At 65.1% G+C, this 26243-nt stretch carries 20 protein-coding genes and 1 tRNA gene; 7 read left to right on the top strand and 14 right to left on the bottom strand.

Features of this window, described 5'->3' with window-relative positions; all coding sequences use genetic code 11:
- Positions 1-175 precede the first annotated feature (175 nt).
- From SIN08_RS03540 to ilvA, 3 genes are all read right to left on the bottom strand, one after another.
- Positions 176-1528 carry a DEAD/DEAH box helicase gene (locus SIN08_RS03540; RefSeq protein WP_322450142.1) on the bottom strand — a complete coding sequence of 451 codons (1353 nt, stop codon included), beginning with the start codon at positions 1526-1528 and terminating at the stop codon, positions 176-178.
- A gap of 302 nt (positions 1529-1830) precedes the next feature.
- The gene (locus SIN08_RS03535; RefSeq protein WP_322450141.1) at positions 1831-2361 is read right to left on the bottom strand and encodes a DUF1697 domain-containing protein; all 531 of its coding nucleotides are present in this window, start codon (positions 2359-2361) and stop codon (positions 1831-1833) included.
- Entirely contained in the window at positions 2358-3614 is a 1257-nt protein-coding gene (gene ilvA, locus SIN08_RS03530) for a threonine ammonia-lyase IlvA (protein WP_322450140.1), read from the bottom strand. The genes SIN08_RS03535 and ilvA overlap by 4 nt, the downstream gene beginning before the upstream one ends.
- A 150-nt stretch (positions 3615-3764) precedes the next feature.
- Between ilvA and SIN08_RS03525 the strand changes: the two genes are divergently transcribed.
- Positions 3765-5222, top strand: a complete 1458-nt coding sequence (locus tag SIN08_RS03525; protein WP_322450139.1) for a TrkH family potassium uptake protein — start codon at positions 3765-3767, stop codon at positions 5220-5222.
- 82 nt (positions 5223-5304) lie between these two features.
- Positions 5305-6474, top strand: coding sequence for an alpha/beta hydrolase (locus SIN08_RS03520; protein ID WP_322450138.1), 1170 nt, complete (start codon positions 5305-5307; stop codon positions 6472-6474).
- A gap of 57 nt (positions 6475-6531) precedes the next feature.
- On the opposite strand, the gene ade is transcribed toward SIN08_RS03520, so the two are convergent.
- Together ade and SIN08_RS03510 are read right to left on the bottom strand one after the other, a co-directional pair.
- Complete coding sequence (gene ade / locus SIN08_RS03515; protein WP_416208017.1) at positions 6532-8277, bottom strand: adenine deaminase; 1746 nt, start codon at positions 8275-8277, stop codon at positions 6532-6534.
- A 259-nt stretch (positions 8278-8536) separates the two neighbouring features.
- Positions 8537-8929 (bottom strand): hypothetical protein, encoded by a 393-nt coding sequence (locus tag SIN08_RS03510; protein ID WP_322450136.1) that lies wholly within the window; start codon positions 8927-8929, stop codon positions 8537-8539.
- A 278-nt stretch (positions 8930-9207) separates the two neighbouring features.
- Here SIN08_RS03510 and SIN08_RS03505 point away from each other — a divergent pair.
- Positions 9208-9292 (top strand) — tRNA-Leu (locus SIN08_RS03505).
- 9 nt (positions 9293-9301) lie between these two features.
- Here the strand turns inward: SIN08_RS03505 and SIN08_RS03500 are convergent.
- The 7 genes from SIN08_RS03500 to SIN08_RS03470 form a co-directional block, all read right to left on the bottom strand.
- The gene (locus SIN08_RS03500) at positions 9302-11821 is read right to left on the bottom strand and encodes an FAD-dependent oxidoreductase (protein WP_322450135.1); all 2520 of its coding nucleotides are present in this window, start codon (positions 11819-11821) and stop codon (positions 9302-9304) included.
- A gap of 119 nt (positions 11822-11940) precedes the next feature.
- Positions 11941-13128: a hypothetical protein gene (locus SIN08_RS03495; protein ID WP_322450134.1), complete on the bottom strand. Its 1188-nt coding sequence runs from the start codon at positions 13126-13128 to the stop codon at positions 11941-11943.
- Between the two features lie 24 nt (positions 13129-13152).
- The gene (locus tag SIN08_RS03490; RefSeq protein ID WP_416208009.1) at positions 13153-14622 is read right to left on the bottom strand and encodes an aspartate aminotransferase family protein; all 1470 of its coding nucleotides are present in this window, start codon (positions 14620-14622) and stop codon (positions 13153-13155) included.
- A 10-nt stretch (positions 14623-14632) separates the two neighbouring features.
- Entirely contained in the window at positions 14633-15640 is a 1008-nt protein-coding gene (locus tag SIN08_RS03485; protein ID WP_322450132.1) for an NAD(P)-dependent oxidoreductase, read from the bottom strand.
- On the bottom strand, positions 15637-16068 hold the full coding sequence (locus tag SIN08_RS03480) for a transporter (protein WP_322450131.1): 432 nt from the start codon (positions 16066-16068) through the stop codon (positions 15637-15639). The genes SIN08_RS03485 and SIN08_RS03480 overlap by 4 nt, the downstream gene beginning before the upstream one ends.
- 121 nt (positions 16069-16189) lie before the next feature.
- Positions 16190-17536, bottom strand: coding sequence for an FAD-binding oxidoreductase (locus SIN08_RS03475; RefSeq protein WP_322450130.1), 1347 nt, complete (start codon positions 17534-17536; stop codon positions 16190-16192).
- Positions 17536-18969 (bottom strand): UbiA family prenyltransferase, encoded by a 1434-nt coding sequence (locus SIN08_RS03470; protein ID WP_322450129.1) that lies wholly within the window; start codon positions 18967-18969, stop codon positions 17536-17538. The genes SIN08_RS03475 and SIN08_RS03470 overlap by 1 nt, the downstream gene beginning before the upstream one ends.
- 294 nt (positions 18970-19263) lie before the next feature.
- Between SIN08_RS03470 and SIN08_RS03465 the strand changes: the two genes are divergently transcribed.
- The 4 genes from SIN08_RS03465 to SIN08_RS03450 are packed head-to-tail and all read left to right on the top strand — an operon-like array spanning position 19264 to position 24406.
- Positions 19264-20523 carry a sarcosine oxidase subunit beta family protein gene (locus tag SIN08_RS03465; RefSeq protein WP_322450127.1) on the top strand — a complete coding sequence of 420 codons (1260 nt, stop codon included), beginning with the start codon at positions 19264-19266 and terminating at the stop codon, positions 20521-20523.
- A 25-nt stretch (positions 20524-20548) separates the two neighbouring features.
- Positions 20549-20830: a sarcosine oxidase subunit delta family protein gene (locus SIN08_RS03460; RefSeq protein ID WP_322450125.1), complete on the top strand. Its 282-nt coding sequence runs from the start codon at positions 20549-20551 to the stop codon at positions 20828-20830.
- The gene (locus SIN08_RS03455; protein ID WP_322450124.1) at positions 20827-23817 is read left to right on the top strand and encodes a sarcosine oxidase subunit alpha family protein; all 2991 of its coding nucleotides are present in this window, start codon (positions 20827-20829) and stop codon (positions 23815-23817) included. Before SIN08_RS03460 ends, SIN08_RS03455 begins: the two co-directional genes overlap by 4 nt.
- Complete coding sequence (locus SIN08_RS03450; RefSeq protein WP_322450123.1) at positions 23810-24406, top strand: sarcosine oxidase subunit gamma; 597 nt, start codon at positions 23810-23812, stop codon at positions 24404-24406. Before SIN08_RS03455 ends, SIN08_RS03450 begins: the two co-directional genes overlap by 8 nt.
- 252 nt (positions 24407-24658) lie before the next feature.
- Here the strand turns inward: SIN08_RS03450 and SIN08_RS03445 are convergent, their stop codons facing one another.
- Together SIN08_RS03445 and SIN08_RS03440 are read right to left on the bottom strand one after the other, a co-directional pair.
- Positions 24659-25276, bottom strand: coding sequence for an EF-hand domain-containing protein (locus tag SIN08_RS03445; RefSeq protein WP_322450122.1), 618 nt, complete (start codon positions 25274-25276; stop codon positions 24659-24661).
- A gap of 168 nt (positions 25277-25444) precedes the next feature.
- Positions 25445-26164, bottom strand: a complete 720-nt coding sequence (locus SIN08_RS03440; RefSeq protein ID WP_322450121.1) for a nitroreductase — start codon at positions 26162-26164, stop codon at positions 25445-25447.
- Between the last annotated feature and the right edge of the window lie 79 nt (positions 26165-26243).

The raw sequence follows: 26243 nt of genomic DNA, 5'->3' as shown, positions 1-26243 counted from the left end.
TGCCCGTTGCCGCCCGCGGCTTTGCGCCGCAAACGCCAGTCCCGCGCTCGATTAGGATCGCACCCTCCGCAGGACGGCAGGTGGTCTAGCGCGGGGGCGGGAACAGGCAATTGTGCCAGGCACTCCGGGACAGGTGCCAAGAGGGCGGCCGCAGAACGGCCGCCTCGGGATAGCTTTACGCTGCCTTCGCGCCGAAGCGGACGGCACGGCTTCTCGGCCTGCGGCGATTGCGTTTCGCCTGCACGGGCTTTGCCGCCCGCCTGTCGTCCGACTTGGCGGCACCTGCGCCCTCGCCCGTGCCGGCGCGCGACTTGCCTTCCGCCCACTCCTGGCGTGCAGGCGCAGCACTGCGGTCGCGGAGCGCGGAATCCGGCTCGCCCGTGACGTCGCGCGCCACGGAAAGGCGCATGCGGATGATGCGCTCGACCTGCCTGAGCTTGGCTGCCTCGCCGGGATCGCACAGCGTGATCGCCTCGCCGTCGGCGCCGTTGCGGCCGGTACGACCGATGCGGTGGACGTAGCTTTCGGCTTCGTCCGGCAGATCGAAATTCACGACGTGGCTGATGCCGGGCACGTCGATCCCGCGCGCGGCGATGTCGGTGGCCACCAGGATGCGGGCCTTGCCGTTGCGGAACTCGTCCAGCGCGCGCTGGCGTGCATTCTGCGATTTGTTGCCGTGGATCACCGCGGCCGGGAAGCCGTCGCGCGTCAGATCGCGCGTTACGCGGTCGGCGCCGTGCTTGGTGCGGGCGAAGACGATCACCTGGCGCATCATCTCGTCGGCCAGCATGTCGGCGAGCACCTTGCGCTTCTGTTTGGTGCGCGCCATGACCACGCTCTGGCGGATCTCGGCGGCCGTCGTGCCCTGGCGTGCGATCTCGATGCACAAAGGCTGGCGCAGCAGGCTCCCGGCCAGCGCCTCGATCTCCTTCGGCATGGTGGCCGAGAAAAGCGCGGTCTGGCGCGCCGGATGCGTCGCCTTGGCGATGCGCCGGACATCGTTGATGAAACCCATGTCGAGCATGCGGTCGGCCTCGTCGAGCACGAGCCATGTGGTGTCGGAAAGCACCACCTCGCCCTCGCGCACAAGGTCGGTCAGCCGGCCGGGTGTGGCGATCAGCACGTCGACGCCGGGGGCCATGCGCTTGACCTGGCTGCGGCGCGATACGCCGCCAAGGACCAACGCCGTCGAGACATGCGCGCCCTTGGCCAGCGCGCGCACAACCGTATCGATCTGGACCGCGAGTTCGCGCGTCGGCACGAGGATGAGCGCGCGTGCCGTACGCGGGCGCCGCTTGGCGCCGAGCCCGATGATCTTCGACAGGATCGGCAGCGAAAAGGCGGCCGTCTTGCCGGAGCCCGTCTGGGCCACGCCCAGGATGTCGCGGCCTTCGAGAAAGGCGGGAATCGCCTTTTCCTGGATGGGCGTGGGTGTGGACATGCCGGCGGCGGCCGCCGTATTCAAGAGCGTGCCCGAAATCCCGAGTTGTGCGAAATCGTTGCGATCCGCTTTGTTATCCGTGGTCAATATTGTCTTCTTTCTTCTGCGGCGCCGAACCGGCGCGCGCGATCAATCGCGGCAGGGCGCAACCTGCCCGATTACTGTTTCAATGAACGACAAGGCGGCGGAGAGACGCTCCACACGGCTGCGCTGTCGCGCCCGGAACAATGGATCCCGGGTCTTGTCCCGCCTGCCGAACCGTGGGAACGAAGGGAGGATCAGACGCAACCTGTCTCGAGAGAAAGCCGGACGAGCCGGCCCATGCGCCTATGATGGCTCATATGGCCTGCCGGACGGCAAATAGCAAACGAATATTTTCTCGCCGTGCGCTAAAGATTGTCCGCCATCCTGGCCAGCGCCAGCACGGTCCGCCAATTGCGCGCCGTTCCCGCCACCTTCAGCGTCGGCTCGATCTTCGGCGCAAACAGCGATCGACCCATTCCGTCGGGCGTGTGCAGATAAAGTGTCCTGCCCTTGACGGCGAACCGCTCGCTTCCCGTCGCCTTGGCCTGGAGCGCCTCGACGTTCCGCGCTTCCGGTTGCCGCTCGAGAGCGAGGAGGTGCAGCTTCGTCGGCTCGTCCACCGCCGCCACAAACGGGTTCTTGGCGATGGCCTCGGCCCAATCGGCGGCGCTGCGCACCAGAACAGCCTTATCGAAGCCCATCTTCTCTTTCACGAGGGCGGCGACCGTCTCGGCCACCGCGCTTTCCGCCAACGGCGATGCAAGCACCGCGTTGCCGCTGTTGATGTAGGTTGCCACCCCGGAAAAGCCCGCCTCCGTGAGCACGGCCCGAAGCTGCTTCACCGGAAGCTGCGTGGCTCCTCCCACGCCACGAAACAGCACGATGTAGGGGGTCATATCAGAAGACTCGCGATGGTCTCGTCGTCGGTGATATCCTGATAGGCCCAGCCCGCCGCATCGAAGCGCCGGCCAAGCACCTTGAAGTTGCGCGGGTCCTTGGTTTCCAGCCCGATCAGCACCGAACCGAAATTGCGCGCGGATTTCTTCAGATATTCGAACCGCGTAATGTCGTCGTCCGGGCCGAGAAGGTCCAGGAAGTCGCGCAGCGCACCGGGGCGCTGCGGAAAGCGGAAGATGAAGTATTTCTTCAGCCCCTCGAAACGCAACGCGCGCTCCTTGACGTCGGGCAGACGCTCGAAATCGAAGTTGCCGCCCGACACGATCACGACGATGGTGCGGCCCTTCAAGTCCTTCTTGGGAAAATCCTTCAACGCATCGAGCGCGAGCGCGCCGGCAGGCTCCAGCACCACGCCTTCCACATTGAGCATCTCGATCATGGTGGCACAGAGTCGGTTTTCAGGAATCAACCGAACCTGTTGCGCGGAAAAGTTCTTCAAACGCTTGAACGGCTCGCGCCCGATTTCCGCCACCGCCGCACCGTCGACGAAGTTGTCTACCTGGTCGAGCTTCACGCGCTTTCCCGCCGACAGGCTGCGCGCGAGGCTGGGCGCGCCGACGGGCTCGGCGAAGACGAACTCGGGCGCACAGCCGCTGTCGGAAAGGAAGGTCGTCACGCCCGCCGCGAGCCCGCCGCCACCGACCGGCAAAAGCACCCGCGCAGCCTCCATCCGCGCACCGATCTGGTCGGCGAGTTCGTGCGCGACCGTGGCCTGCCCTTCGATGATGTCGGGATGGTCGAAGGGCGGCACCATGAGTGCGGCGCTGGCGGCGGCGAAGCCTTCGGCAGCATGATAGCACTCGTCGAAGAAATCGCCGACCAGCCGCACCTCGATGAAATCGCCGCCGAACAGCCGCGTCTTGTCGATCTTCTGCTGCGGCGTGGTCACCGGCATGAAGACCACGCCCTTGCGGCCGAAATGACGGCAGACGAAGGCGAAACCCTGGGCATGGTTCCCGGCCGAGGCGCAAACAAAGCCGTCCGGCCCGACACCGGCGGCGATCGCCTTGCGCATGAAATTGAAGGCACCGCGGATCTTATAGGAGCGGACCGGGGTCAGGTCTTCGCGCTTCAGGAGAACGCGCGCGCCGGTCTTCTTAGACAGGTAGTCGTTTTCCTGCAGGGGCGTTTCGGGAAAGAGCGCCCGCAACGCTTCACACGCCTGTCCGACCCGCTCGGCGAATGCGGTCATCCTTCCCCCTTCCGGCAACGCGGACTGTCCTGCCGTTCCTTTTCGGTGGCTTCGGCGATCATCGTGCTGCTATTGCATATCACGGGCGGCAAGGCCACTCTCCGCCGGACCCGCCAACGTGCCAAAGACTGAGACGAGGTTCGCTCGCCCGTGCAATATTCGGCTGCCCGCACCGCCATCCACATCGCCTCCGTCTTTGCCATCTATCTCTCGGTTGCCATGCTCGTCCCGGCGATGGTCGACCTTTATTACGGAAACGACGACTGGCGCGTCTTCGCATTCTCGGCTTTCTTCACCGGCGGTCTGTCGCTTGCCGTCGCCATGGCGACACAGGGACGCGCGCCGGTCATTTCCTCGCGATTCGGTTTTCTGGTCGTCAATCTGCTCTGGTTTACGGCCTGCGTGGTGGGGGCGATCCCTCTCTTCGCTTCTTCCGTCGATATCGACCTAGTCGATTCCTTCTTCGAATCCGTGTCGGCTGCAACGGCCACAGGGGCGACGGTCCTCGTGGGGTTGGACGGCATGCCGCCCGGCCTGCTTCTTTGGCGGTCCATCCTGCAATGGATCGGCGGCCTCGGGGTGATCGCCCTCGGCCTGTTCGTGCTGCCGTTCCTGAACGTCGGCGGCGTGTCTTATTTCAAGATCGAATCCTCGGATATCGCCGACAAGCCCTTCGACCGCTTCTCCACCTTCGCCACCGGCCTCGTCAGCATCTACGTGCTTTTGACCTTCGTGTGCGGCGTTGCCTACGCGGCGGCGGGCATGCCCACTTTCGATGCCGTGAACCATGCCATGACGACGCTCGCCACCGCCGGCTTCTCCACCCATGACGCCTCAATGGGGGCTTACGCCGACAATCCCGCCATCCTGTGGGTGGGCACGATCTTCATGTTCATCGGCGCCCTGCCCTTCTCGATCCTGATCCTCTTTTCCGTGCGCGGGCGGCTCGATGCGCTGCGCGATCCACAGATCCGTGTCTTCGCGGGTTATACGCTGGTTTTCGTGCTCGCCGTCGCCGTCTATCTGCGTATCACCGGCGACCGCTCCTTTGTCGACGCGCTCACCCACGCCGCCTTCAACTTCGTCTCGATCATCACCACAACAGGCTACGCCACCGAGGACTACGGCGCCTGGGGCGCCTTCGCGCTGACCGCGGCCTTCGTCGCCATGTTCCTCGGCGGCTGCTCGGGCTCGACCACGGGCGGGATCAAGGCCTACCGCTTCCTCATCCTGTTCGAGCTGCTGGCCAACGGCCTGCGCCGGCTTGTCTATCCGAACACCGTTTTGAGCGTGCGCTACGGCGACCGGCCCGTGGAGGACGAGTTGCAGCGCGCTGTCGTCCTTTATATTTCCGCCTTCTTCGTCATCTGGGCTTTTGTCATCCTGCTCCTTGGAGCAACGGGCCTCGATCTCGTCTCTGCCGTCAGCACCGCGCTGTCGGCGCTGACCAACGTCGGCCCCGGCCTCGGGCCGGTCGTCGGTCCGGCGGGCAATTTCGCCTCGCTCACCGATCCGGCGAAGTTGATCATGGCACTGGCGATGCTTCTCGGCCGCCTCGAGATCCTCGCCGTTCTGGTGATCTTCACGCCGATTTTCTGGGGGCGGTAGCCAATAGATCTGCCGGGTGGTGAAACGCTGCTTTAGGTTGTATGGTCCCGCGCAAACTCATCTCCTTGCTGAGCATTCGGAAATGTTCGTGAACTCACCGTCTTTGCGGCTGTCGATCCTGTGCCTTGCATTCCTCGTCGCTGGCTGCGCATCGACCGAGCAGCACCGACTCATTGCACAAACCATCGCGCCCGCCTCGCAAAGTGAAATCTCCGCGCTGCACCGGATCTTTCTCGCGACGTCGCGCGAGCCCGCATCGGAGCCGGGTGTCATCTTTTCCGGTCAGCGCGCACCGGAGATCGCCTTCGGCCTTGTCGATGTCAGCGTGCCGGAGGTCCACGAGTCGGGCAAGCTCGAACGTTCGCCGACTACCCATGTGGCCGACCCGGCCCGTTATTTCGCGGCCAGGCGCCTCGGGCTTTACCGCGATGCGGAAACTTTCCGCACGGTCATCGGCCGAAGCGCCCGGGAGCGGGACGGCAGGGCGCTGGTTTTCGTTCACGGCTTCAACACCAGCTTCGACGAAGCGGTGTACCGGATGACCCAGATCGTGCACGATTCAGGCTACGGGGGCGTGCCGGTCCTGTTTACCTGGCCGTCGTCGGCGCGGGTGCTCAACTATATCTACGACCAGAACAGCGCGACCGCCGCACGCGATGCGCTGGAGAAAACGCTGCACCTGATTGCCGGCTCTGGGGTGAAACGTATCGATATCGTTGCCCATTCCATGGGCGCCTGGTTGACGATGGAGGTGCTGCGCCAGCTTGCAATTTCCGGCGACAGGGACCTTGGCGGCCGGCTGGCCGACGTGGTGCTCGCCTCTCCCGACATCGATTTGGACGTCTTCCAGAGCCAGATGCGCCGCTACGGAGTGCCGGACCGCAACTTCTTCGTCCTGACCTCGCGCGACGACCGGGCGCTCAACGTGTCACGCATCATCGCCGGAAACGCGCCGCGCCTGGGCAGCGGAATCCAGCCGGAAGAGGTCGCAGAACTCGGTGTAACCGTGCTCGACGTCACGAGCCTTTCCTCCCCGGACGGCCTCAACCACACGAAGTTCGCGGAGAACCCAGTGCTTGTGCGCCTGCTGGGCGAAGGCCTAGTCGATTCCGACGATACGCCTGTGACGGAAGACAGGATTGCCCAGCGCCTGGAAGGTCTTACGCGCGGCATCGGCCAGACGATCGGATCGGCCGCCGACCTGATCATCACCACACCGTTCGAGGTCATCAACATCGCCGTCGGGCAGTAGCAGCCAATCGTGATCTGAAGCGCGTATACCTCAGCTCGAGGTCACGCACCTCAGCCCTCAGGACGGCAACAGGAGGTCGACCCGGCGGAAGGCGGTCACATCGATGATCCCCATGTCCGAGATGCGCAGTTCGGGAATGACCACGAGCGCGAGCAGCGAGTGCTGCATGTAGGCGTTGTTGAGCGTGCAGCCCATCTCGCGCATGGCGGCGGCCAGTTTCGCGGCCTTCTCGGCCACCACCTCGGCGCGCTGGTCCGACATCAGTCCGGCGATGGGCATCTCTATCAAGGCCAGTTCCCTGCCCTTCGAGATCATTACGACGCCGCCGCCGACCTGGCCGAGTCGGTTGGCGGCTTTGGCCATATCGTTCTTGTTGGTGCCGACCACGATCATGTGGTGCGAATCGTGCGCCACGGTGGAGGCCATGGCGCAGTCCTGGGTATAGCCGAAACCGGAGACGAAGCCGTTGGTGACCGCCCCCGTGCCGCGATGGCGCTCCACCAGGGCGATCTGGCAGATATCGTTGCGCCGGTCCATGGCCACCAAGCCGTTCACGACGGGGAGTTCCCCGGTGAGCGCCCGCGTGGGGGCCTGGTTTTCCACCACGCCGATGACCCGCGCCCTGACACTGCGCGCGCCTTTCGGCGCGGGAATGTCGAAATCCGCGGCGGTCAGGCGCTTGCCGAGGCGCACCGTCTTCTTGGCATTGGCGGGATAGTTGTAGGCGGGAATGTCGGCTTCCAGCTTGCCGCCCCGGGCAAGCCGAACGCCCCGGGCATAGACCTCGTCGATGGAAAGTGCGGCAAGGTCGGAGACAATGAGGAAGTCCGCCAGCCTCCCCGGCGCGATGGAACCGAGTTCGCGATCCAGCCTGAAATGCTGGGCCGTATTGATCGTCGCCATCTGAATCGCTGTCACGGGCTTGAGCCCCTGGGCGATGGCATGGCGCACGACGCGATCCATGTGGCCCTCCTCAACCAGCGTGCCGGAATGGCTATCATCCGTGCACAGGATGAAGTTGCGCGGGTCCAACCCCTGCTCCGTCACCGCCTTGATCTGGCTGGCCACGTCATACCAGGCGGAGCCGAGCCGCAGCATCGCCTTCATCCCCTGGCGCACGCGGGCAACGGCGTCCTCCATCCGCGTGCCCTCGTGGTCGTCCTCCGGCCCGCCGGCCACATAGCCGTGAAAAGCGCGCCCGAGATCGGGGGAGGCATAGTGGCCACCTACCGTTTTTCCCGTCCTCATCGTGGCGGCGATCTCGCCGCTCATCACCGGGTTGTTGGCCGCTACGCCGGGAAAGTTCATCACCTCGCCGAGCCCGACGATATTGTCCCAGCCCATGGCCTCCGCCACCTCCTCGGCGCCGAGTTCCGCGCCGGCATGTTCCAGCCCGGGCGCGGACGGTACGCAGGAGGGCATCTGCACGTAGACGTTGATCGCCTGCGCGGCCGCCTCGTCGTGCATCAGCCGCACGCCCTGCAGCCCCAGCACGTTGGCGATCTCGTGCGGATCGATGAACATCGACGTCGTGCCGTGCGGAATGACTGCACGGCAGAACTCCGTCACCGTCACCATGCCGCTTTCCACGTGCATGTGCGCGTCGCACAGCCCCGGCACGAGGTAGCGGCCGCGCGCATCCACCACCTTCGTCCTGTCGCCGATCGCGTAGCTGGCGTCCGGCCCGCAATAGGCGAAGCGGCCGGCGGCGATGGCGACGTCGGTGCCGGGGATCACCTCGCCCGAGTGAACGTTCACCCAGCGCCCGTTGCGCACCACGAGATCGGCCGCCTTGCGGCCCATGGCGACATCGACCAGGAGCGGCGCGACCGCGTTCCACGGCCTGGTTTTCTTACTCACGGTGGAACTCGCCATCAATGTGTCTCCCTCGCCGGTAGTGTGGCAAACCCGCTCGATCGATGCCAGTGAAATCCGCGGACAATGCGGGAAGCGAGCCCGGGGCGATCGCGAGTCCCTCTGGCCTTATCGACAAGGGCGGCAACCGTCGGCGGGTGATCAGGGCAAATCAACGAGGACTGGCGTTCATCAGCGCCCACGGGGGCTACGAAGCCAGGCGAAACCGTTCGAAGCCAGCTTCCAGCCCATTCACAGCAATGGCGTCGCCACCCAGCATCCGAGCCTTTTCGGTCAATCGGCCCAGCAGCTCCCTGCTCGGCTCGCCATAGACCTCGATCGTCTGGAGCTTCACGAGATCCTTGAACTTGGCGAACTCCGGAGCCCCCACCTTCATGTGGTGCTCCAGTGATGCCGAGTCCGGATGGATTTGAACGACGGTCATCTGAGTGCCGCCTTCATCGAGGTAAATGCCGTAGCTGACCGCGCGCGGTACATTGGAATCCAGGAACGCGACAAGATCGGCGATGGCCGCTTTGACCTCTTGAAGCTTCCCCTCTCGGATCTCCGACTTGTCGAGATAGAAGATCGAACCTGGCATTTCGCCCTCCCTTTACGGTTGCCTTCCATGCTGGAGGGTAACATGCGGTCCATCGACGATGTAACCACGCTGGCGGTGCTGCCGCGCATCGACCTCGCTCGCCTCGCCAGGTGCTTTCGCCAGAACAGGCGCCCATTCCACGTCACGTGGAGAACCAGACAAAGGTGATCAGATCAGACCCTTTCGGGACGGGCCAAGAACACCGTTTTGCAAAATGCGAAGGAAAATCGCAAATCGATGATTGACGAAACTGGCTAAGCGATTGAATAGAAAGGTGCGCGGACGTGGCGGAACTGGTAGACGCAAGGGACTTAAAATCCCTCGGGCTAGCCCGTGCGGGTTCGATCCCCGCCGTCCGCACCACTCCCCGGCTTACCCGTCGGCGCGGAGCGCCTCGTTATCGGGATCGAAGGGGCTTTCGGCAATGACCGTGGCCGGATGCATCTTGCCGAGGATCTTGATCTCCAGCCTGGTCCCTTCCGCCGCATGTTCCGGCCGCACCATCGCAAGCGCCAGGCTCTTGCCGACGCGCCAGCCATAGCCACCGTGGGTGGCGCGGCCGACGAGCTTATCGTCCTTGTAGATCGCCTCGGAGCCGCGTGCGTCGGCATCCCTCACGTCGTGCACCTCCAGCGTGACGTAGTTCCATCTGATGCCGTCCTCGCGCTGGCGCAGCAGTGCCTCACGGCCGATGAAGTCTCCCTTGTCGGGATGGACGAAGCGGTCGAGACCGCTCTCCCAGGCGGTGTATTCGATCGACAGTTCGCGCGGGATAAGCCGGTAGCTCTTCTCGATGGCCATCGCTGTCATCGCCCGGATGCCGAAGGGCCTGATGCCGAACTGTGCGCCCGCCTCCATCAGCATGTCGAAGAGGGCGTTCTGCATGGCGATGGGGTGATGCAACTCCCAGCCGAGTTCCCCGACAAAATTGACCCGCAGCGCATGCGCGGTGGCATGGCCGAGGGATATCTTCCGGCCGGAAAGCCACGGAAAGTCAGCGTTGGACAGCGGGATATGCGCGAGCTTCTTCAGCACATCGCGGGATTTAGGCCCGGCGAGCACGAACACGCCGTACTGTTCGGTGAGTGGGCGCAGCACCACGGAGCCGTCCGCCGGAAGCAGCTTGGCCAGAACGTCATGGTCATGCGCTTCGAAGCCACCCGCCGAGACGAGATAGAAGCGGCCGGGCGCCCATTCGTAGACGGTGAATTCGGAACGCACCCCGCCGTTCTTCGTCAAAAGGTGGCACAGCGCCACCCTGCCCCGCTTCTTGGGGATGCGGTTGGCGAAGATCGAGTCGAGCCACGCGCGACCGCCCGGGCCCGAGACCTCGATCTTGGCGAAGGCCGACATGTCGAGCAGGCCCACATTCTCGTGGACGTTCTTCACCTCGTTGCCGACATGCTCGAAATAGTTCGAGCGGCGGAACGACCATTTCTCGACGATGCGCCCGTCTTCGAGCGGCGGCGCGTGATTGTGCTTCGTGATCACGTCCGCGCCCACGCCGAGCTCTTCCTCGGGCAAGGCGTAGCCTTCCGGTGCGAACCAGTTGGGCCGCTCCCAGCCGTAGACGGAGCCGAAGACGGCGCCGCGCTCCTTCATGCGCCCGTAACAGGGCGTCATCTTCAAAGGACGCGCCGCCGCACGCTCCTCGTCCGGGTAGTGCATCGTGAAGACGTTGGCATAAGCCTCCTCGTTCTTCTCGCGCAGATAGCCCTCGGTTGCATAGGGGCCGAAACGGCGCGGGTCGACGCCCATCATGTCGATGGAAGGCTCACCCTCGACGATCCACTCGGCGATCTGCCAGCCGGCCCCGCCGGCCGCCGTCACGCCGAAGGAATGGCCTTCGTTCAGCCAGAAGTTCTTCAACCCCGGCGCCGGGCCGATGATGGGCGAGCCGTCCGGCGTGTAGGCGATCGCGCCGTTATAGATCTTCTTGATGCCTGCCTCGCCGAAGGCCGGCACGCGCTCGATCGCCGTCTCCACATGGGGCATCAGGCGGTCGAGGTCCTCCTGGAAGAGCTCGTATTCGCTGTCGTCGGACGGCCCGTCCACGTAGCAGCAGGGCGCACCCGCCTCGTAGGGCCCGAGCAGCAGGCCGCCGTTCTCCTCGCGCATGTACCAGGAGGAGTCGCTTTCGCGCAGCACGCCCATCTCCGGCAGGCCCTGTTTCTTGCGTTCCACGATCGCCGGGTGCGGTTCGGTGACGATGTACTGATGCTCGACGGGAATGACGGGTACGTCGAGCCCCACCATCTCGCCCGTCTTTCGGGCAAAATTGCCGGTGGCCGACACGACGTGCTCGGCGAGGATGTCGCCCTTGTCGGTCTTGACCAGCCATCTGCCGTCGCCCTGCTGCTCCAGGGCCATGACCGCGGTGTTGCGATAGATCGTGGCACCCTTGTCGCGCGCGCCCTTGGCAAGCGCCTGGGTGAGGTCGGCCGGCTGGATATAGCCGTCGTCGGGATGCTGGATGGCGCCCAGCAGGCCCTCCGTTTCGCACAGCGGCCAGACCTCCTTGACCTCTTCCGGCGTCAGCAGCCTGTAAGGCACGCCGATCGTCTCGGCGATGCCGGCGTAGTACATGTATTCGTCCCAGCGGTCCTTCGTGCGGGCGAGCCGGATGTTGGAGCACCGGGTGAAACCGACATTCATGCCGGTCTCCTCCTGAAGCTCCTGATAGAACCTCACCGAGTATTTGTGGATCTGGCCGACGGAGTAGCTCATGTTGAAGAGCGGCAGGAGGCCGGCGGCATGCCAGGTGGAGCCGGAGGTCAGTTCCTTGCGCTCAAGCAGAACGACATCCGACCAGCCCTTCTTCGCCAGATGGTAGAGCGTGGAAACACCGACCACGCCTCCTCCGATGACGACCGCGCGCGCCTCGCTCTTCATGCCTTAATCTCCCTCGCTCCTGCCGGTTTCGGCCGCTTTTCGCGAGGAAGATTATGCGTTGGCCGGGCGCTCCCCCCGGCCTGTTTGCGACATGGCCGAATTGCGTCGCGACTTCCGCTTCAGCGCGCGCCCTTACCGTCGAAGCGCGGCTTCCACGACGCCACCAGAACGAGTGCCATTCCGGCGATGAAGACGAAGTAGAAGCGGTCGTCGGGAAGCGGGAAGCTGGCGAACTTTCCGAGCGTGCCGATGGCCAGCGCGAAGGCCAGCGCGTTGGCCCGCGGCTCTCCCATGCTTCGATAGCGGGCCAGCAGCGCCCAGCCACCCGTCAGCACCGCCAAGATCGCCGGCCAGTCGTTGAATTGCAGCGCCACCACCACTCCACGCACGTATCCCCTGATCATCGCCAGAAGCGAGAAATCGGGATCGAACCCGGCCATGGAATTCTGGATCTCCACACAGGAGAAGTAGAAGTGCGCCCACCAGCCGGGATGCCCGCCGACCTTGGAGATGACAAGGCAAGCCGCCAGGGCAGCCAGGAAGGTGAAGAGTATCGGCAGCTTCCGCCAGTTGAAAAGGACCGCCGCGATCAGCACCGCGAAGATGAGGATGATGTTGTCAGGCCGCACGAATACGGAGGCGAAGAGCAGGCTGTAGCCCAGCCACATGCGCCCCCGCCACAGGGCGTAGACCGCCGACAGGGAGACCAGGGCGAGCAGCATGTCAGGCACGGCGGCCGACGTCATCCGAAAGTAATCCGCGAGGAAAAGAAGCGGCAGGAGGAAGAACGCACCCTGCAGCGCCTCCGCCCGCCACAGCCACCACAGACAGAGCAGACCGACACAAAGCGACGGGACGACGCTGAGCAGAATGGCACCTGTGGCCAGTCCCGTGACTGGTTCCAGCAGCCTGAGCAGCGCCACATAGGCCACCTTTACCCGGTACATGGAAAGCTGCGACTGGAAATCCGCCGGGTTTTCCCACTGGTTCAGATTGTACGGGTTGGAATATTTCAGATGATATTCCTGTGTCTCGTCGGCCCCCGCTTCGATCCGTGCCCAGGTCTCGGCATGCAACGCTTCAGCATCGTCGATGCGGTTTTCAAGTGCGGTGGCGATATAGGCCACCATGTCCCAATTGTAATCCGGCCTGACCAAACCATAGGCAGCCGTGGCCAGCACTCCCAGGAGGAGAAAGAGCGCACCCGCCCGGTCGAGCAAGCCGCGCTGCGTCAAGCGGCGCACGAAGCCGTCGCCCGGCGGGCTGGTAAGCACCCGGCCGATCAAGCTCTGCTGCAAGCTACTCACTGCCCTTCCCCGCCCCGGTCCATCTCAGCCCATCTGGCTCCTGGCGAAATCCTTCACGATCGACACCACGCCGCGCGAAAGCAGCGCGTCGAGCGCGTCGACAAAGGTGTCCACATGCTCGCGCCCGACGATCAGTGGCGGCTCGAGGCGGATGACGTTGCGGTTGTATTCGGTGAAGGCCACCAGCACGTCATGGTCGCGCAGAAGGGCCGCGCCGACGAAGCCCGACAGGGAGCCCTTCAGCTTGTCGTCCAGCATCGCCACCATCGGGCGCAGAACGGCGGGCAGTGTCTGGGAGAAATCCTGGAACTCCAGCCCCACCATGCAGCCGCGCCCGCGCACATCCTTGATGATGCGCGGATATTTTTCCTTCAGCGCATTCAGGCGCTCGATGAGGTAGGCGCCCGTCGCCTCGGCATTCTCGATCAGCGCCTCGTCATAGAGCACGTTGAGCCCCTCGATGGCCGTGACACACGCCTCGCCGATGCCGCCGAAGGTGGCCATGGCATGGATCATTGCCGTCTTTGGCGAGCCATAGGCCTTCATGTAGACGTCGCGCTTGGCGATCATGGCGCCAACGGCCGCCTTGCCCGCGCCCAGCGACTTTGCGAGCGCGGTGATGTCCGGCACCACGCCGTAGTGCTCGAATGCGTAGAAGCGTCCCGTGCGCCCGAAGCCGCACTGCACCTCGTCGGCCACCCACAACACGCCGTACTCATCGCAAAGCCGGCGCAGCTTCTGCCAGAATTCTGGCGCGGCCTCGATGATGCCGCCACCGCCCTGGACGGTTTCGAGCACGATCGCACCGATCTCGGGGTCGCTGCGGAAGGCGTTCTCCACCGCCTCGATATCGCCGAAGGGCACCCGCACCACATTGTCCGTCAGCCGGAACTCGCCGCGGTAGAGCTGGCCGTCGGTGAGAGCCAGCACGCCCTTCGTCTTCCCGTGGAAGGAGTTCTCCGCATAGACGATCTTCGGCCGCTTCGACCCCGCCGCGCGCTCGGCGAGCTTCACGGCCGCCTCCATCGCCTCCGAGCCGGATGAACCGAGGAACACCATGTCGAGGTCGCCGGGCGAGCAGGCGGCCAGATTGTGCGCGAGCGCCGTCGCATATTGCGACATGAAGGCGATGGCGATCTCGTGCCGTTTCTCTGCCTGAAACTTCTGCCGCGCCTCAAGGATGCGCGGGTGGTTGTGGCCAAAGGCGAGCGAGCCGAAACCGCCGAAGAAATCGAGGATCTTCCGGCCGTTCTGGTCAATGTAGTACATGCCCTCGGCGCGCTCGACCTTCACCTTGTGAAAGCCGAGCAGCTTCATGAAATGAAGCTGGCCAGGGTTGAGATGCGCCTTGAAGAGCTCGGCCATCTGCCCGACGTCAAGCGCCTTGGCGTCCTCGACACTCATGAGCGCCGGCCTGGGGTTTCCCTCTCGCGCCAGCTCAGGTGCTTGTACAGCGGTTCCGGCGCCTCGTTCGGCTTTCGTCATCACGGTCATGGAAGAACTCCTATTCGGCCGGAACTTCGCGCGCTTCGGCAGGCTGGCCGGCCTTCCTTGCGCTGTATTCGTCGTATGCGGCGATCAGCATGTCCCCGTCGCGGTACTGCGGCACCCAGCCGAGCTCCCGCTCGCCCTTGGAGACGTCCAGTACGCACATCTCGTCGGCGATCAGATACTGCTCCGGGTCCATCAGCGGCATGTTGAAAAGATCGAGGAGGTCGAGCGTCCGCTTGACCGCCCAGCCGGGCGTCGGCAGCAGGAAGGATTTTGACCCAGCATGCCTGATCAGGTCGCCGAGCAGCTTCCTGACCGGCGGCGGGTTGAGGGAGCCCAGATTGTAGGCCTCGTTCGGCACGCCCGCCTTCCAGGCCAGCCTTGCCGCCTCCGCACAGTCGAAGACGGAAATGAACTGGTAGGGATTCCTGCCGGCGCCGATCATCGGCACAGGCAGGTTGTAGTCGATCAGCTTGAAGAGCTTTTCGAGGATCCCGAGCCTGCCCGGCCCGATGATGAGCCGAGGGCGGAAGAGCGCGATGTTCATGCCGCGCTTGCGCCATTCGGCAGCGAGCACCTCCGTGTCGAGCTTCGACTGCCCGTACTCACCGAGCGGCGCCACCGGATGGTCCTCGGTCATGGGATAAGTGACCGTGTGGCCGTAAATCATGTCGGTGGTGAAGTGGACGAGGTTCTTCGCCCCCCGCTTGTCCATCGCCTCGATGATGTTGACCGTGCCGTGATAGTTCACGGGATAGAAGAAGTCGTGGCGCTTGGACCGCACCTGGATGGGCGAGAGCATCTTGGCCGACAGGTTGTAGACCATGTCGTCGGCCTCCATCCCGACCGCCGGGATGGTGGTCGGGTCGGTCACGTCACAGTGGACGAAGCGCGCCTGGCGGTAGTGCGGAAAATCGCTCTTGACGATATCGGCCACAACGACCTCCTGGCCGTCGGCGATGAGCTTGGGTGCGAGGTGGCGGCCGACGAAGCCGTCTCCGCCGAAGATGATGTGTTTCATTGGATGGTCGACCTTTCCGATTGCAGTGCCCTGGAGGCGACGGCGGCCTCGTCCGTCTTGCGGCCGCTGTGGGCGATGAGCACCGTTCCAACGCAGATCAGCGCGATGCCGGCGATGCGGTAGGCGTTGAGATCCTCGCGCCAGAGCAGATAGGCAAAGACCGCCACGGCCACGTAGGCGAGGCTCAGGAAGGGATAGGCGAAGGAAAGCTCCACCTTGGAGAGCACGAAGAGGTGCGAGGCCATCGAGACGACGAACACGCACAGCCCCGCGAAAATCCAGGGGCTGAAGACGATCTGCAGGATCTTGAGGACGGGATTGACACCGGCAAAGCTCAATGGCCCCAGGCTCATCATGCCGTATTTCAGCATGAGTTGCGCCACCGCGTTGGTCAGCACCGTGAACAGGATGAAGGGAATGTATTTCATGCTTGGCCGCCCCGTTTGTCCCCTGCCCCTGCATAGGAAACAGATGAAAAAATCGCGTGAAACCGTTCGCTCGAATTGCGCGCAAGCCGGTCATCTTTCTGAAAGGGATCCATCATGTTCCCTACTCCGCCGCCTGATCGAGCCTGACGGATGACGCGGCCCGCATCGCCGTGCGCTGCCAGAAGTCCGACATGAAGGCGGGGTCGCGCGTGCGCTCGAGCGCCTGCCAGTCCGGAAAGGAAGCGGCGAAGACCTCCGCAGCCATGCGCGCATCCTTGTAGGGATTGACCGCGCCCCCAGCCGCAACGGTGATTTCGTCCAGCTTTTCAAGAAGCTGCAAAGTCCTCTTTCCGCGGTTCGGAAAATCCAGGGTCAATGTGTAGCCGAGTCGCGGAAATGACAGCAGGCCCGGAGAAGGAACGTCGCCGAAGCGCTTCAGCACCGTCAGGAACGAGGCCTGACCCGCCGCGCGCGCTGCGGAAAGCATGGCCGGTATGGCCTTGCGGGCCGCTTCCTCCGGCACCACGCTCTGGTGCTGGAAGAGCCCGCCCGGCCCGTAAAGCCGGTTCCAGTGGCGAACACCGTCGAGGGGGAAGAAGTAGCCGGCGAAACCGCTGCGCTCGAGGCCCGACTTGCGCTGCTTTACCCAACGGTAGGCCTTGTTGAAAAGACGGATCGACGCGTTGTTCAACACATTGAAGGGTGGCTGTAAGGGTACCGAAAGCCAAGCCTTCGGCGCAGGACGGAAGGTACCTTCCCGCGCGTGGTTCGCCGTCAGGAGCAAGCCCCTGCCTGCCGCCGCGCCGGTGGCGAGCTGGTCGATCCAGGCGACTGCATATTCGTTTCGCGAGTCCGCCTCTTCTGCCAGCGCGAAATATTCCTCGAGCGATGAGAAGGCCGTCGCCTCCTCCTCGACATCGGCCGAGCCGACCTTCATCAGGCGGATGGTGGCGTCCAGGATCAGGCCGGTCAGCCCCATGCCACCGACGGTGGCGCGAAAGAGCTCAGACTCTTGATCGGCGCGGCAATAGTGCAGCGTGCCGTCGGAGCGCAGCAGCGTCAGCGCCTCGACATGGCGGCCGAAGGTTCCGCGGCGGTGATGGTTCTTGCCGTGCACGTCATTGGCGATGGCGCCGCCCAGCGTGATGAAGCGCGTCCCCGGGACCACCGCCGGGAACCAGCCCTGCGGGGCGGCCAGGTCAATGATGTCGGCAAGCATCGCTCCCGCTTCTGCCTTGAGGAAGCCGGTCTGCGCGTCGAAGGACAGGATGCGGCTCTTCGCCCGCATGTCGACGAGCGTGCCCGAGCCGTTCAGGCAGCTGTCGCCATAGGAGCGGCCGTTGCCATAGGCGAGGAGCGACCGCTCCTGCCGCCGCCCGACCTTCAGTTGGGCGATCGCCTCATCGGCGCCGATCGCGCGGTGCGCCGGCGCTGCCGTCCGCCCGAAGCTGTGGTAGAGCGCGCCCATCACAGCCCCGCCGTAAAGAGGAGGACGGCGCCGATGCCGGAGACGAGCTGGCTGCGCCAGTCACGGATGATGAAGACGATCGGGTCGTCGTGCATCTCGTCGCGGCGCGCGAGAATCCAGATGCGCATGGTGAGATAGAGCACGATCGGGCTCAAGGGCCAGACGAGCCAGGGATGCGCGTAGAGGTCCGCGATGGAATCGCTCTGGATATAGAGCGCCAGCACCAGGGCCGAAGAGAAGGCCGAGGCGAGGCCGGCTTGTGCGATGATCTCCTGATCTTCCGTGCGATAGCCGCGCCCGGCAATGCGCTCGCCCGTCGGCAGCGTGGTCGAACGCAGCTCGACATAGCGCTTGACCAGGGCCAGGGAGAGGAAAAAGAAGGTCGAAAAGGCCAACAGCCAGAACGAGACGGCAATGCCCGTGGCCGCGCAGCCGGCAAGGATGCGCACCGTATAAAGGCCCGCGAGCATCAGCACGTCGAGCAGCAGCATGCGCTTGACCGCGATCGAATAGCTCGTCGTCGCGACGAGATAGAGAATGAGGACGGCGCTGAAGACGGCGGGCAGAAACAGCGCCGTCACGGTGGCCACGGCGAGCAGCAGCCCCATGGCACAAAGGCCGAACGGGATCGACAGAGCGCCGCTGGCAAATGGCCTGTCACGCTTGGTCGGATGCCGGCGGTCGTTCGCCAGGTCGAAGAAGTCGTTGAGGATGTAGATCGCCGAGGCCGCCGCGCTGAAGGCGATGAAGGCAAGCAGGCTGTCGACCAGAAGTGCCGCATTGAGATATTGATGCGCCAGCACCACCGGCACGAAGATCAACGCGTTTTTCACCCACTGGTGAACGCGCAGCATCCTGACGAGGATCTTCAAGCTCAGCTTCGGCGCGGCGATGAGTTCGCCGCCATGCCTCCCGTACCAACCGGCAGCATGCCGGTCCGGTGCGACGACGATCGCGCGGCGCGCCGAATCGAAGACAGCGATGTCCGCGCGGCCGTTGCCGGCATAGTCGAAACCGCCGTCGCCGAAGAGTTCCGCGAGCGCCTTCCGCTTGATCCCGGAGGCCATATTGCAGCCGGGATCGGTGCAGATCACCAGATCGAAGAGTCCGAGATGCGCGGCGATCTTCTCCGCCAGCCGGCGCGGCGCGGCGGTCGCGAGCACGATCTGTCTGCCGGCGGCACGCTCCTCCCGCAACCGCTCCACGAGCGCTGCGCGATAGGGCAGCGCGGCCGGATCGAGCTCGACGCGCTCGGCAATCGCGCATTTCAGCCGCGCCCGGCCCTGCCACAGCCACCAGGGGATGAGGAACAGCCAGAGCGGGTTCCTGCGAATGAGCAGAAACAGGCTTTCCCACAGGAGATCGGTCGCGATCAGCGTTCCGTCGAGATCGACGGCCAGCGGTACCGCCACGCGTTCGGACCGCACATCCATTTTGTAGCCCCCGAAAAATCGTTGCGCGCGAGGGTAGGCCCTCGCCACCTCCGCTCCCTATCGCCAAACCGCTTCGGAACTCTGAATCGGAAAGTCCAAGCTCCCTCCGGCAACTGCTTTTTTCGGTGAGCGTTAATCGAGAGTAAGGAGATTCACTCAAATCCCGCGGAATTCGGCGCCTCGTACCAACCCTTGGCCATGCGGGCCGCTCGGGCGCAGCACACGGCGCATCGATTGCCTCGCGCCCGGCACCTGCCCTATAGGTTACCTGTTCGTGGGACTTCGGCGGCATGCATGGCGGAATATTCGGCCCTTGCGCTTCTTTGGAATGCGCTCAACGGCAACCGGGACTGGAAACCGGCCTGGCGCAAGGCCGTGCCGAAACCGGCTTACGACGTCATCATCATCGGCGGCGGCGGGCACGGGCTGGCAACCGCCTACTACCTCGCCAAGGAGCACGGCATCACCAATGTCGCGGTGCTGGAGAAGGGCTGGCTCGGCTCCGGCAATGTCGGCCGCAACACCACCATCGTGCGGTCGAACTACCTGCTGCCCGAATCCATCCGCTTCTATGATTTCTCGCTGCGGCTGTGGGAGAACCTGTCACACGAGCTGAATTACAACGTCATGTTCTCGCAGCGGGGAATCCTCAACCTCGCCCATTCGCCGGCCCAGGCGGACGATTATATCCGCCGCGGCAACGCCATGCGCCATGAAGGCGGCGACGCAGTGTGGCTGACGCGTGAAGAGATCGCGCGCAAGGTGCCCGGCGTCGACCTCTCCGCCTCCGCCCGCTTCCCCGTCGTCGGCGGGCTCCTCCAGCCACGCGCCGGCACCGCGCGTCATGACGCAGTCGCGTGGGGCTATGCGCGCGCGGCAGACCGGCGCGGCGTCGACATCATCGAAAATTGCGGGGTAACGGGTTTCCTGCGCGAGGACGACAAGATCACCGGGGTAACCACCACCCGCGGCGAAATCCGCGCCCGGAAGGTCGGCGTGGCGGTCGCCGGCAGCACCAGCAGGCTGCTGCAGATAGCGGGGATCGAGCGATTTCCTATCGAGAGCCACGTGCTGCAGGCGTTCGTCTCCGAATCGATCAAGCCCTTCGTAGACTGCGTCGTCACCTTCGGCGGCGGCCACCTCTATGTGTCCCAGTCGGACAAGGGCGGACTGGTCTTCGGCGGCGACCTCGACGGTTACAACTCCTACGCCCAGCGCGGCGACCTGCCACTGGTCGAAGAGGTGATGGGCGAGATGGTCGCCCTGTTTCCGGCCGCCGCCCGCCTGCGGCTCTTACGTTCCTGGGGCGGTGTCATGGACATGTCCATGGACGGCTCACCCATCATCACCAAGGGGCCGCTGCCCGGCATGTATCTCAACTGCGGCTGGTGCTACGGCGGCTTCAAGGCCACGCCGGCCTCGGGCTTCTCCTTCGCCTGGACCATCGCCCGGGACGAGCCTCACCACGTCAACGCGCCCTTCACGCTGTCGCGCTTCGCGCGCGGCAGCGTCATCGACGAAAAGGGCGCGGGCCCCACACCGAAGCTGCATTAGGACCCGACATGGATTTGACGGCGCCATGCTGATCCCCTGCCCCCACTGCGGCACGCGCGAGATGTCGGAATTCTCCTATCAGGGGGACGCCACGCGCACGCGCCCCGATCCTGCCTCGGCCGACATGAAGGCCTGGTACGACTATCTCTACAACCGGCCCAATCCCGCCGGCCCGCACCGCGAATACTGGCAGCATACGGGCGGCTGCCGGACGCATCTTCTTCTCACGCGCGATACGATCACCCACGAGATTCTGAGCGTAGCGTTCGCCCGGGCGGGGCTCAACGCAGCCGGAGGCCGGCCATGAGCCCACGCCGTGCCTCCGCCGGCGGGCTGATCGACCGCGGCCGTTCGATCGGCTTCACCTTCGACGGCCGGGACTATACCGGCCATCCCGGCGACACGCTCGCTTCCGCACTTCTCGCCAACGGCGTCAGGCTTGTCGGCCGCTCTTTCAAGTATCACCGCCCGCGCGGCATCTTCGCCGCCGGCGCAGACGAGCCGAACGCGCTCGTCACCGTGCTGAAAGACCGGGTGCGCGAACCCAACATTCCCGCGACGCAGATCGAGCTCCACGAGGGGCTCGCAGCGGAAAGCCAGAACCGCTTCCCCACGCTCGACGTCGACATCGGCGCGCTCGGCCAGCTCGCCGGACCGCTTCTCGCCGCCGGCTTCTACTACAAGACATTCATGGGCCCGGTGATCGGCCCCCTGCGCGGCACGCGGTTCTGGATGCTGTGCGAGCGCTTCATCCGCCATGCCGCCGGCCTCGGCCGCGCCGGCTACGCGCCGGACCCGGCGCGCTACGAGAAGATGAACGCCTTTTGCGACGTGCTCGTCGTCGGCGCCGGCCCGGCCGGACTGACGGCGGCCGAAGCCGCGGCGAAAGCCGGCAGGCGGGTGATCCTCATCGAGCAGGAACCGCGAACGGGGGGCAGCGCCAACTGGTCCGGCGAGACGATCAGCGGGAAACCGGCCCGAGACTGGGCGACCGCGCTCAGCGAGCGGCTGGCGGCGCGCGGGAACCTCCGCCTCCTCACCCGCACCACTGCCTGGGGCTATTACGACGGCAACACCGTCGCAGCGCTCGAGCGCGTGAGCGATCACTTGCCCGGGGCTGCCGAAGGTGTCCCGCGACACCGCCACTGGTCGATCCACGCCGGCAAGGTGGTGCTCGCCAGCGGCGCGCTGGAGTGCCCGATCGTCTTTCCCGGCAACGACCGGCCGGGCGTGATGCTGGCCGGGGCGGTCCGGCGCTATATCGGCGAGTACGGTGTCCTGCCGGGAGAGAAGCTCGCCGTCTTCACCAACAACGACAGCGCCTACCACGCGGCCGCCGCGCTGAAGAAAGCCGGCGGCGCCGTGATCGCCATCATCGACGTGCGTCCGGAAATCCCGTCCGCCGCCCGGGCGCTTGCCGAAGAAGCCGGCGTGGCACCGCTCCTCGGTCATGCGGTGGTCGGCACGGCCGGCAAGCGCCTGTCAAAGATCTCCGTGCAGCGCTTCGACGCCGCCACGGGCCGGCTGTCGGGAGACGTGCGGCCCATCGACGTGGACTGCCTCACCGTCTCCGGGGGCTGGTCGCCGGCCATTCACCTTGCGAGCCAGGCAGGGGGCGATCCGGTCTGGGACGAGGCTCGGCTGGCCTTTCTCCCGCCCGCGCCGCGGCAGGACTGGCTCGGCGCCGGCGCATTCACCGGCGCGGCGACCACCGCCGAGGCGCTCACCAGCGGCCGCGATGCCGGCCTGAAGGCCGTCGGGAAAAGGCCCTCGCGCGCAAAGCCGCCCACCGTCAAGGCGCCCGCAATCGACCCGCATCCCGCCCCCGTCTTCGAGATCAAAGCGAAGGGCAAGGCCTTCGTCGACCTTCAGCATGACGTGACCGCCGAGGACGTGCGCCTTGCCCATCGCGAGGGGTTCGTCTCGGTCGAACATCTGAAGCGCTACACCACGCTCGGCATGGCGACCGACCAGGGCAAGACCTCCAACGTGCCGGGGCTTGCCATCATGGCCGAGGCGCGCGGCCTGCCGATCGGCGAGGTCGGCACGACACGCTTCCGCCCACCCTTCTCGCCCGTTTCCATCGGCGCGCTGGCGGGTGAAAGGCACGGCCATTTCAAGCCCGACCGCCTGACCCCCATGCATGATTGGCATGTGGAGAACGGCGCGCGCATGATGGAAGTGGGGCTCTGGCACCGCCCGATGATCTACGGCGAGCCGGGGGAGACGATCGAGCAGGCCTATGTGCGCGAGGCGGCCGCCGTCCGCCGCTCCGTCGGCATCGTCGATGTCTCCACCCTCGGCAAGATCGCGGTGAAGGGGCCTGACGCGGCCGAATTCCTCGACCGGGTCTACACGAACACGTTCTCCACCCTGCCGGGCGGCAAGGCGCGCTATGGCCTCATGCTGCGGGAAGACGGCATCGCCTTCGACGACGGCACCACCTGGCGCCTGGGCGAGCACGATTTCCTGATGACCACCACCACGGCGAACGCCGGCCGGGTGATGCAGCATCTGGAATATTTTCTCGACATCGTGTGGCCGGACCTCAAGATCCATCTCACCTCCGTCACCGACCAGTGGGCCGGCGCGGCGGTGGCCGGCCCCAATGCGCGAAAGGTGCTTGAGGGCTGCGTCACCGGCACAGCGGTAGACACCGAGGCACTGCCCTTCATGGGGATCGTCCACGGCGATATCGACGGCGTGCCGGTGGTGATCTGCCGTCTCTCCTTTTCCGGCGAGCTCGCCTACGAGGTCTATTGTGGCGCCGGCTACGGCCGGCATGTCTGGGAGACACTCTGGCAAGCGGGCGTGCCCTACGGCATTGTGCCCTACGGCATGGAAGCGCTCGGCACCCTGCGCATTGAGAAGGGCCATGTCGCCGGCGCGGAGATCGACGGTCGCACGACCGCGCGCGATCTTTATCTCGACTGGGTTCTGTCGAAGAAGAAGCCCTTCATCGGCTCGGCGCTGATGGATCGCGAAGGCCTTATCGACAGAAACCGCCTGCGCCTGGTCGGCCTCCTCTCGCTCGACGGCCAGCCGCTCGACAGCGGTGCACACATCGTCGAAAGCGGCGGCCTGGAGACACCTGGAAGGAGCATCGGGCACGTGACCGCCGCCTGCTATTCGCCGGCCCTGTCGAAATATATCGGGCTGGCGCTGGTCAAGGGCGGCAAGACGCGCCACGGCACCCGTGCCTTTGTTTCCGATCCGCTCAGAAAGCGCTTCGGCCCGGTCGAGATCGCCAGCCATCACTTCTTCGATCCGGAAGGGAGGCGCCTTCATGGTTAAGCGCGAATCCCCGCTCGGCCCCGCCTTGCGTCCGGATCTTCACGGTCGTTCGGATGGCGGATCGGGCGTCACCCTGAGCGAGGTCACGCCGACCTTCATGGCCGAGGCGGCCGCCTGGCCGGGGGGCAAGAAGATCTTGGCGGCGGCGATCGGCGATGTGACCGGCCTTGCGCTTCCGGCATCCCCCAATGCCGGCGCACTCGGCGCCGGGGCGGCCGCCTTCTCAATCGGCCCGGAGCGCTTTTTCGTGGCGGGCAGCGAAGGGTTTGCAGCACGGCTCGCCGCAGCCTTGCCGCTCGAGACGGGCACGGTGACCGACCTCTCCCACGGGCGCACGGCGATCCGGATCGCCGGACCGCGCGCGGAATGGGTGCTTTCGAAGCTCTTCGCCATCGACTTCTCGGCCGATGCCTTCGCCGTCGCAGAGGGCCGTGCGACCGCGCATCACGACATCACCGCACAGATCCAGCGCACGGGCGCGACACAGTTCGATATCTTCGTCTTCCGCTCCCTCGCCCGCTCCTTCTGGCGCATCCTGCGCGAGGCGTCGGCGGAGGTCGGCTACGAGGTTCTCAGCGGGGAAGGATGAGAAGAGGCCCGGCACCGCTGCCGGGCCTTCCTGCAGGTGGAAAACCGTGTGCGCCGGACATGATGAGCTGAAGCGGAGTCACCTTGCGCCGGCAATCCGCCCGTGGTTCGACAGGCCTCACCATCGGGGCTTCTGTATACGCCCCCCGCTTCGAAACTTACGCGATGCTGCTCCGCCTTCGTCCCCATCCTGAGCCTGTCGAGGAACGAGGGCGAAGGCGCACTTGGCCGCCCTAGCTGGAAGCAGCTTGCTCTATTCCCCGTCCGACGCTTCCTCCGGTGCCATCGGGTCGACCTCGTCTATGAATCTCGGCTGGCCACGGTGGTGGTACATCATTGAGTCGTGGTGGTCTCGGTCCCAACCGCGCATCGCGGCGCGGGGCCCGTGCTCGCCCATCCGGCGATGGTGCATGAAGCGCTTGCCTATGCCGCTGCGGCGCATCTCCTCCTGGCTGATCTGGCCGTCATTGTCGCGGTCGAGCAAGGCGAAGCGCTTGCCTTGGTAATCCTCGATTTCGGCGATGGTGACGGTGCCGTCGCCGTCGATGTCCAGGTAGCGCGCGGCCCGCTCGGCGCGGCGCTGGAAGTGGCGGTTCATCAGATAGGTCGCGATCTCCTCCTCCGTCAGTGCGCCGTCGCCGTCCGCGTCGGCCGCCCGCATCATCTCCAGCCTGTCGCCGCCGAACTCCTCGGCGTCGATGCGGCCGTCACCGTCACGATCAAGCCGGCTGAACATCCCGTGCCGACCGCGCTCCGGGCGCTCCGTCCGCTCCGCCCCGGCCGAATCCTCGGTTTCTGCGTCCTGTGCCAGGGCGACAGTGCCGGCAGCGAGCGAAAGGGCGACTGCGGAAACTAGTACCTTGCGAAGCATGCGTCATCTCCTCGTATCAAAGCACCGGGTGCCGGCGCTTCCTGAAAACGCAGTGTTTATGCCGGATCCAATGTTACGGGAGGCTGTCGCGCACATTAAACTTTGGTAAGGGTCGGCTGACCCGGCGCTCCCCGTAACCGGACGGTCGGCGGGCGCAAGAGGGCCTGTCTAGCGCAGGAAGCTGACGAACTCTTCCAGCGGCGCGCGTTCGCTGCGCAGGCGGTTTTCCGGTTTCGAAGTATCCTCGTAGCCAAGCGCCATCCCGCACACCACCACCTCCTCCTCCGGGATTCCGAGGACGGGCCGGATGAAACGATGATAGGGCGCGAAGGCCGCCTGCGGGCAGGTGTGCAGCCCTCGCGCCCGCGCGGCGATCATGATCGACTGCAGGAACATGCCGTAGTCCACCCAGGACCCCTTGTTCAGCCTGCGGTCGATGGTGAAGATCATCCCCACCGGTGCGTCGAAGAAGATGAAATTGCGGTCGTGCTGGGCGCGCATCCGCTCCACCTCGCGCCGGCCAATGCCGAGCAGGCCGTAAAGTGCATAGCCGATCGCCCGACGGCGCGACAGATAGGGCTCGAAGAACTTGTCCGGATAATATTTGTATTCGTCCCACTCGACCTTTTCCGCCCGGATGCCGGAGGAAAGAATAGCCTCGGAAAGACGCTCCTTCGCCTTGCCCGTCGTGACGTACACCTTCCAGGGCTGCATGTTCGTGCCCGACGGCGCGCGCGCGGCGACCCGCAGGATGTCGCCAATGGTGGCTTCGTCCACCGGATCGGGCAGAAAGGCGCGCACGGAACGGCGTGACGTGATGGCTTCGTCGACGACAGCAGTCCGATCCTGCTGGTCCGCCACCTTCTTTCTTTCGTTCGATGCCAGCATATCCGCCGCCGCTGTTTCTCCGCGCCCGTGCCTATAGCGGGCGCAACGGGGGTGCGGCAACCCGTCAAAGGCCGATCGC

It is taken from the genome of Chelativorans sp. M5D2P16 (genome assembly GCF_034427935.1).
Classification (GTDB): Bacteria; Pseudomonadota; Alphaproteobacteria; order Rhizobiales; family Rhizobiaceae; genus Chelativorans.
Note: the sequence above shows the minus strand (reverse complement) of the source record. Positions and strands in the feature narration are given on the sequence as shown.

Coding starts and splice junctions, on each gene's coding strand:
- SIN08_RS03535 (WP_322450141.1), bottom strand. CDS start 2,361: ATGACCCCCTACATCGTGCTGTTTCGTGGCGTGGGAGGAGCCACGCAG.
- ilvA (WP_322450140.1), bottom strand. CDS start 3,614: ATGACCGCATTCGCCGAGCGGGTCGGACAGGCGTGTGAAGCGTTGCGG.
- SIN08_RS03520 (WP_322450138.1), top strand. CDS start 5,305: ATGTTCGTGAACTCACCGTCTTTGCGGCTGTCGATCCTGTGCCTTGCA.
- ade (WP_416208017.1), bottom strand. CDS start 8,277: ATGGGCCGCAAGGCGGCCGATCTCGTGGTGCGCAACGGGCGCTGGGTG.
- SIN08_RS03510 (WP_322450136.1), bottom strand. CDS start 8,929: ATGCCAGGTTCGATCTTCTATCTCGACAAGTCGGAGATCCGAGAGGGG.
- SIN08_RS03500 (WP_322450135.1), bottom strand. CDS start 11,821: ATGAAGAGCGAGGCGCGCGCGGTCGTCATCGGAGGAGGCGTGGTCGGT.
- SIN08_RS03490 (WP_416208009.1), bottom strand. CDS start 14,622: ATGACCGTGATGACGAAAGCCGAACGAGGCGCCGGAACCGCTGTACAA.
- SIN08_RS03485 (WP_322450132.1), bottom strand. CDS start 15,640: ATGAAACACATCATCTTCGGCGGAGACGGCTTCGTCGGCCGCCACCTC.
- SIN08_RS03480 (WP_322450131.1), bottom strand. CDS start 16,068: ATGAAATACATTCCCTTCATCCTGTTCACGGTGCTGACCAACGCGGTG.
- SIN08_RS03475 (WP_322450130.1), bottom strand. CDS start 17,536: ATGGGCGCGCTCTACCACAGCTTCGGGCGGACGGCAGCGCCGGCGCAC.
- SIN08_RS03470 (WP_322450129.1), bottom strand. CDS start 18,969: ATGGATGTGCGGTCCGAACGCGTGGCGGTACCGCTGGCCGTCGATCTC.
- SIN08_RS03465 (WP_322450127.1), top strand. CDS start 19,264: ATGGCGGAATATTCGGCCCTTGCGCTTCTTTGGAATGCGCTCAACGGC.
- SIN08_RS03460 (WP_322450125.1), top strand. CDS start 20,549: ATGCTGATCCCCTGCCCCCACTGCGGCACGCGCGAGATGTCGGAATTC.
- SIN08_RS03455 (WP_322450124.1), top strand. CDS start 20,827: ATGAGCCCACGCCGTGCCTCCGCCGGCGGGCTGATCGACCGCGGCCGT.
- SIN08_RS03450 (WP_322450123.1), top strand. CDS start 23,810: ATGGTTAAGCGCGAATCCCCGCTCGGCCCCGCCTTGCGTCCGGATCTT.
- SIN08_RS03445 (WP_322450122.1), bottom strand. CDS start 25,276: ATGCTTCGCAAGGTACTAGTTTCCGCAGTCGCCCTTTCGCTCGCTGCC.
- SIN08_RS03440 (WP_322450121.1), bottom strand. CDS start 26,164: ATGCTGGCATCGAACGAAAGAAAGAAGGTGGCGGACCAGCAGGATCGG.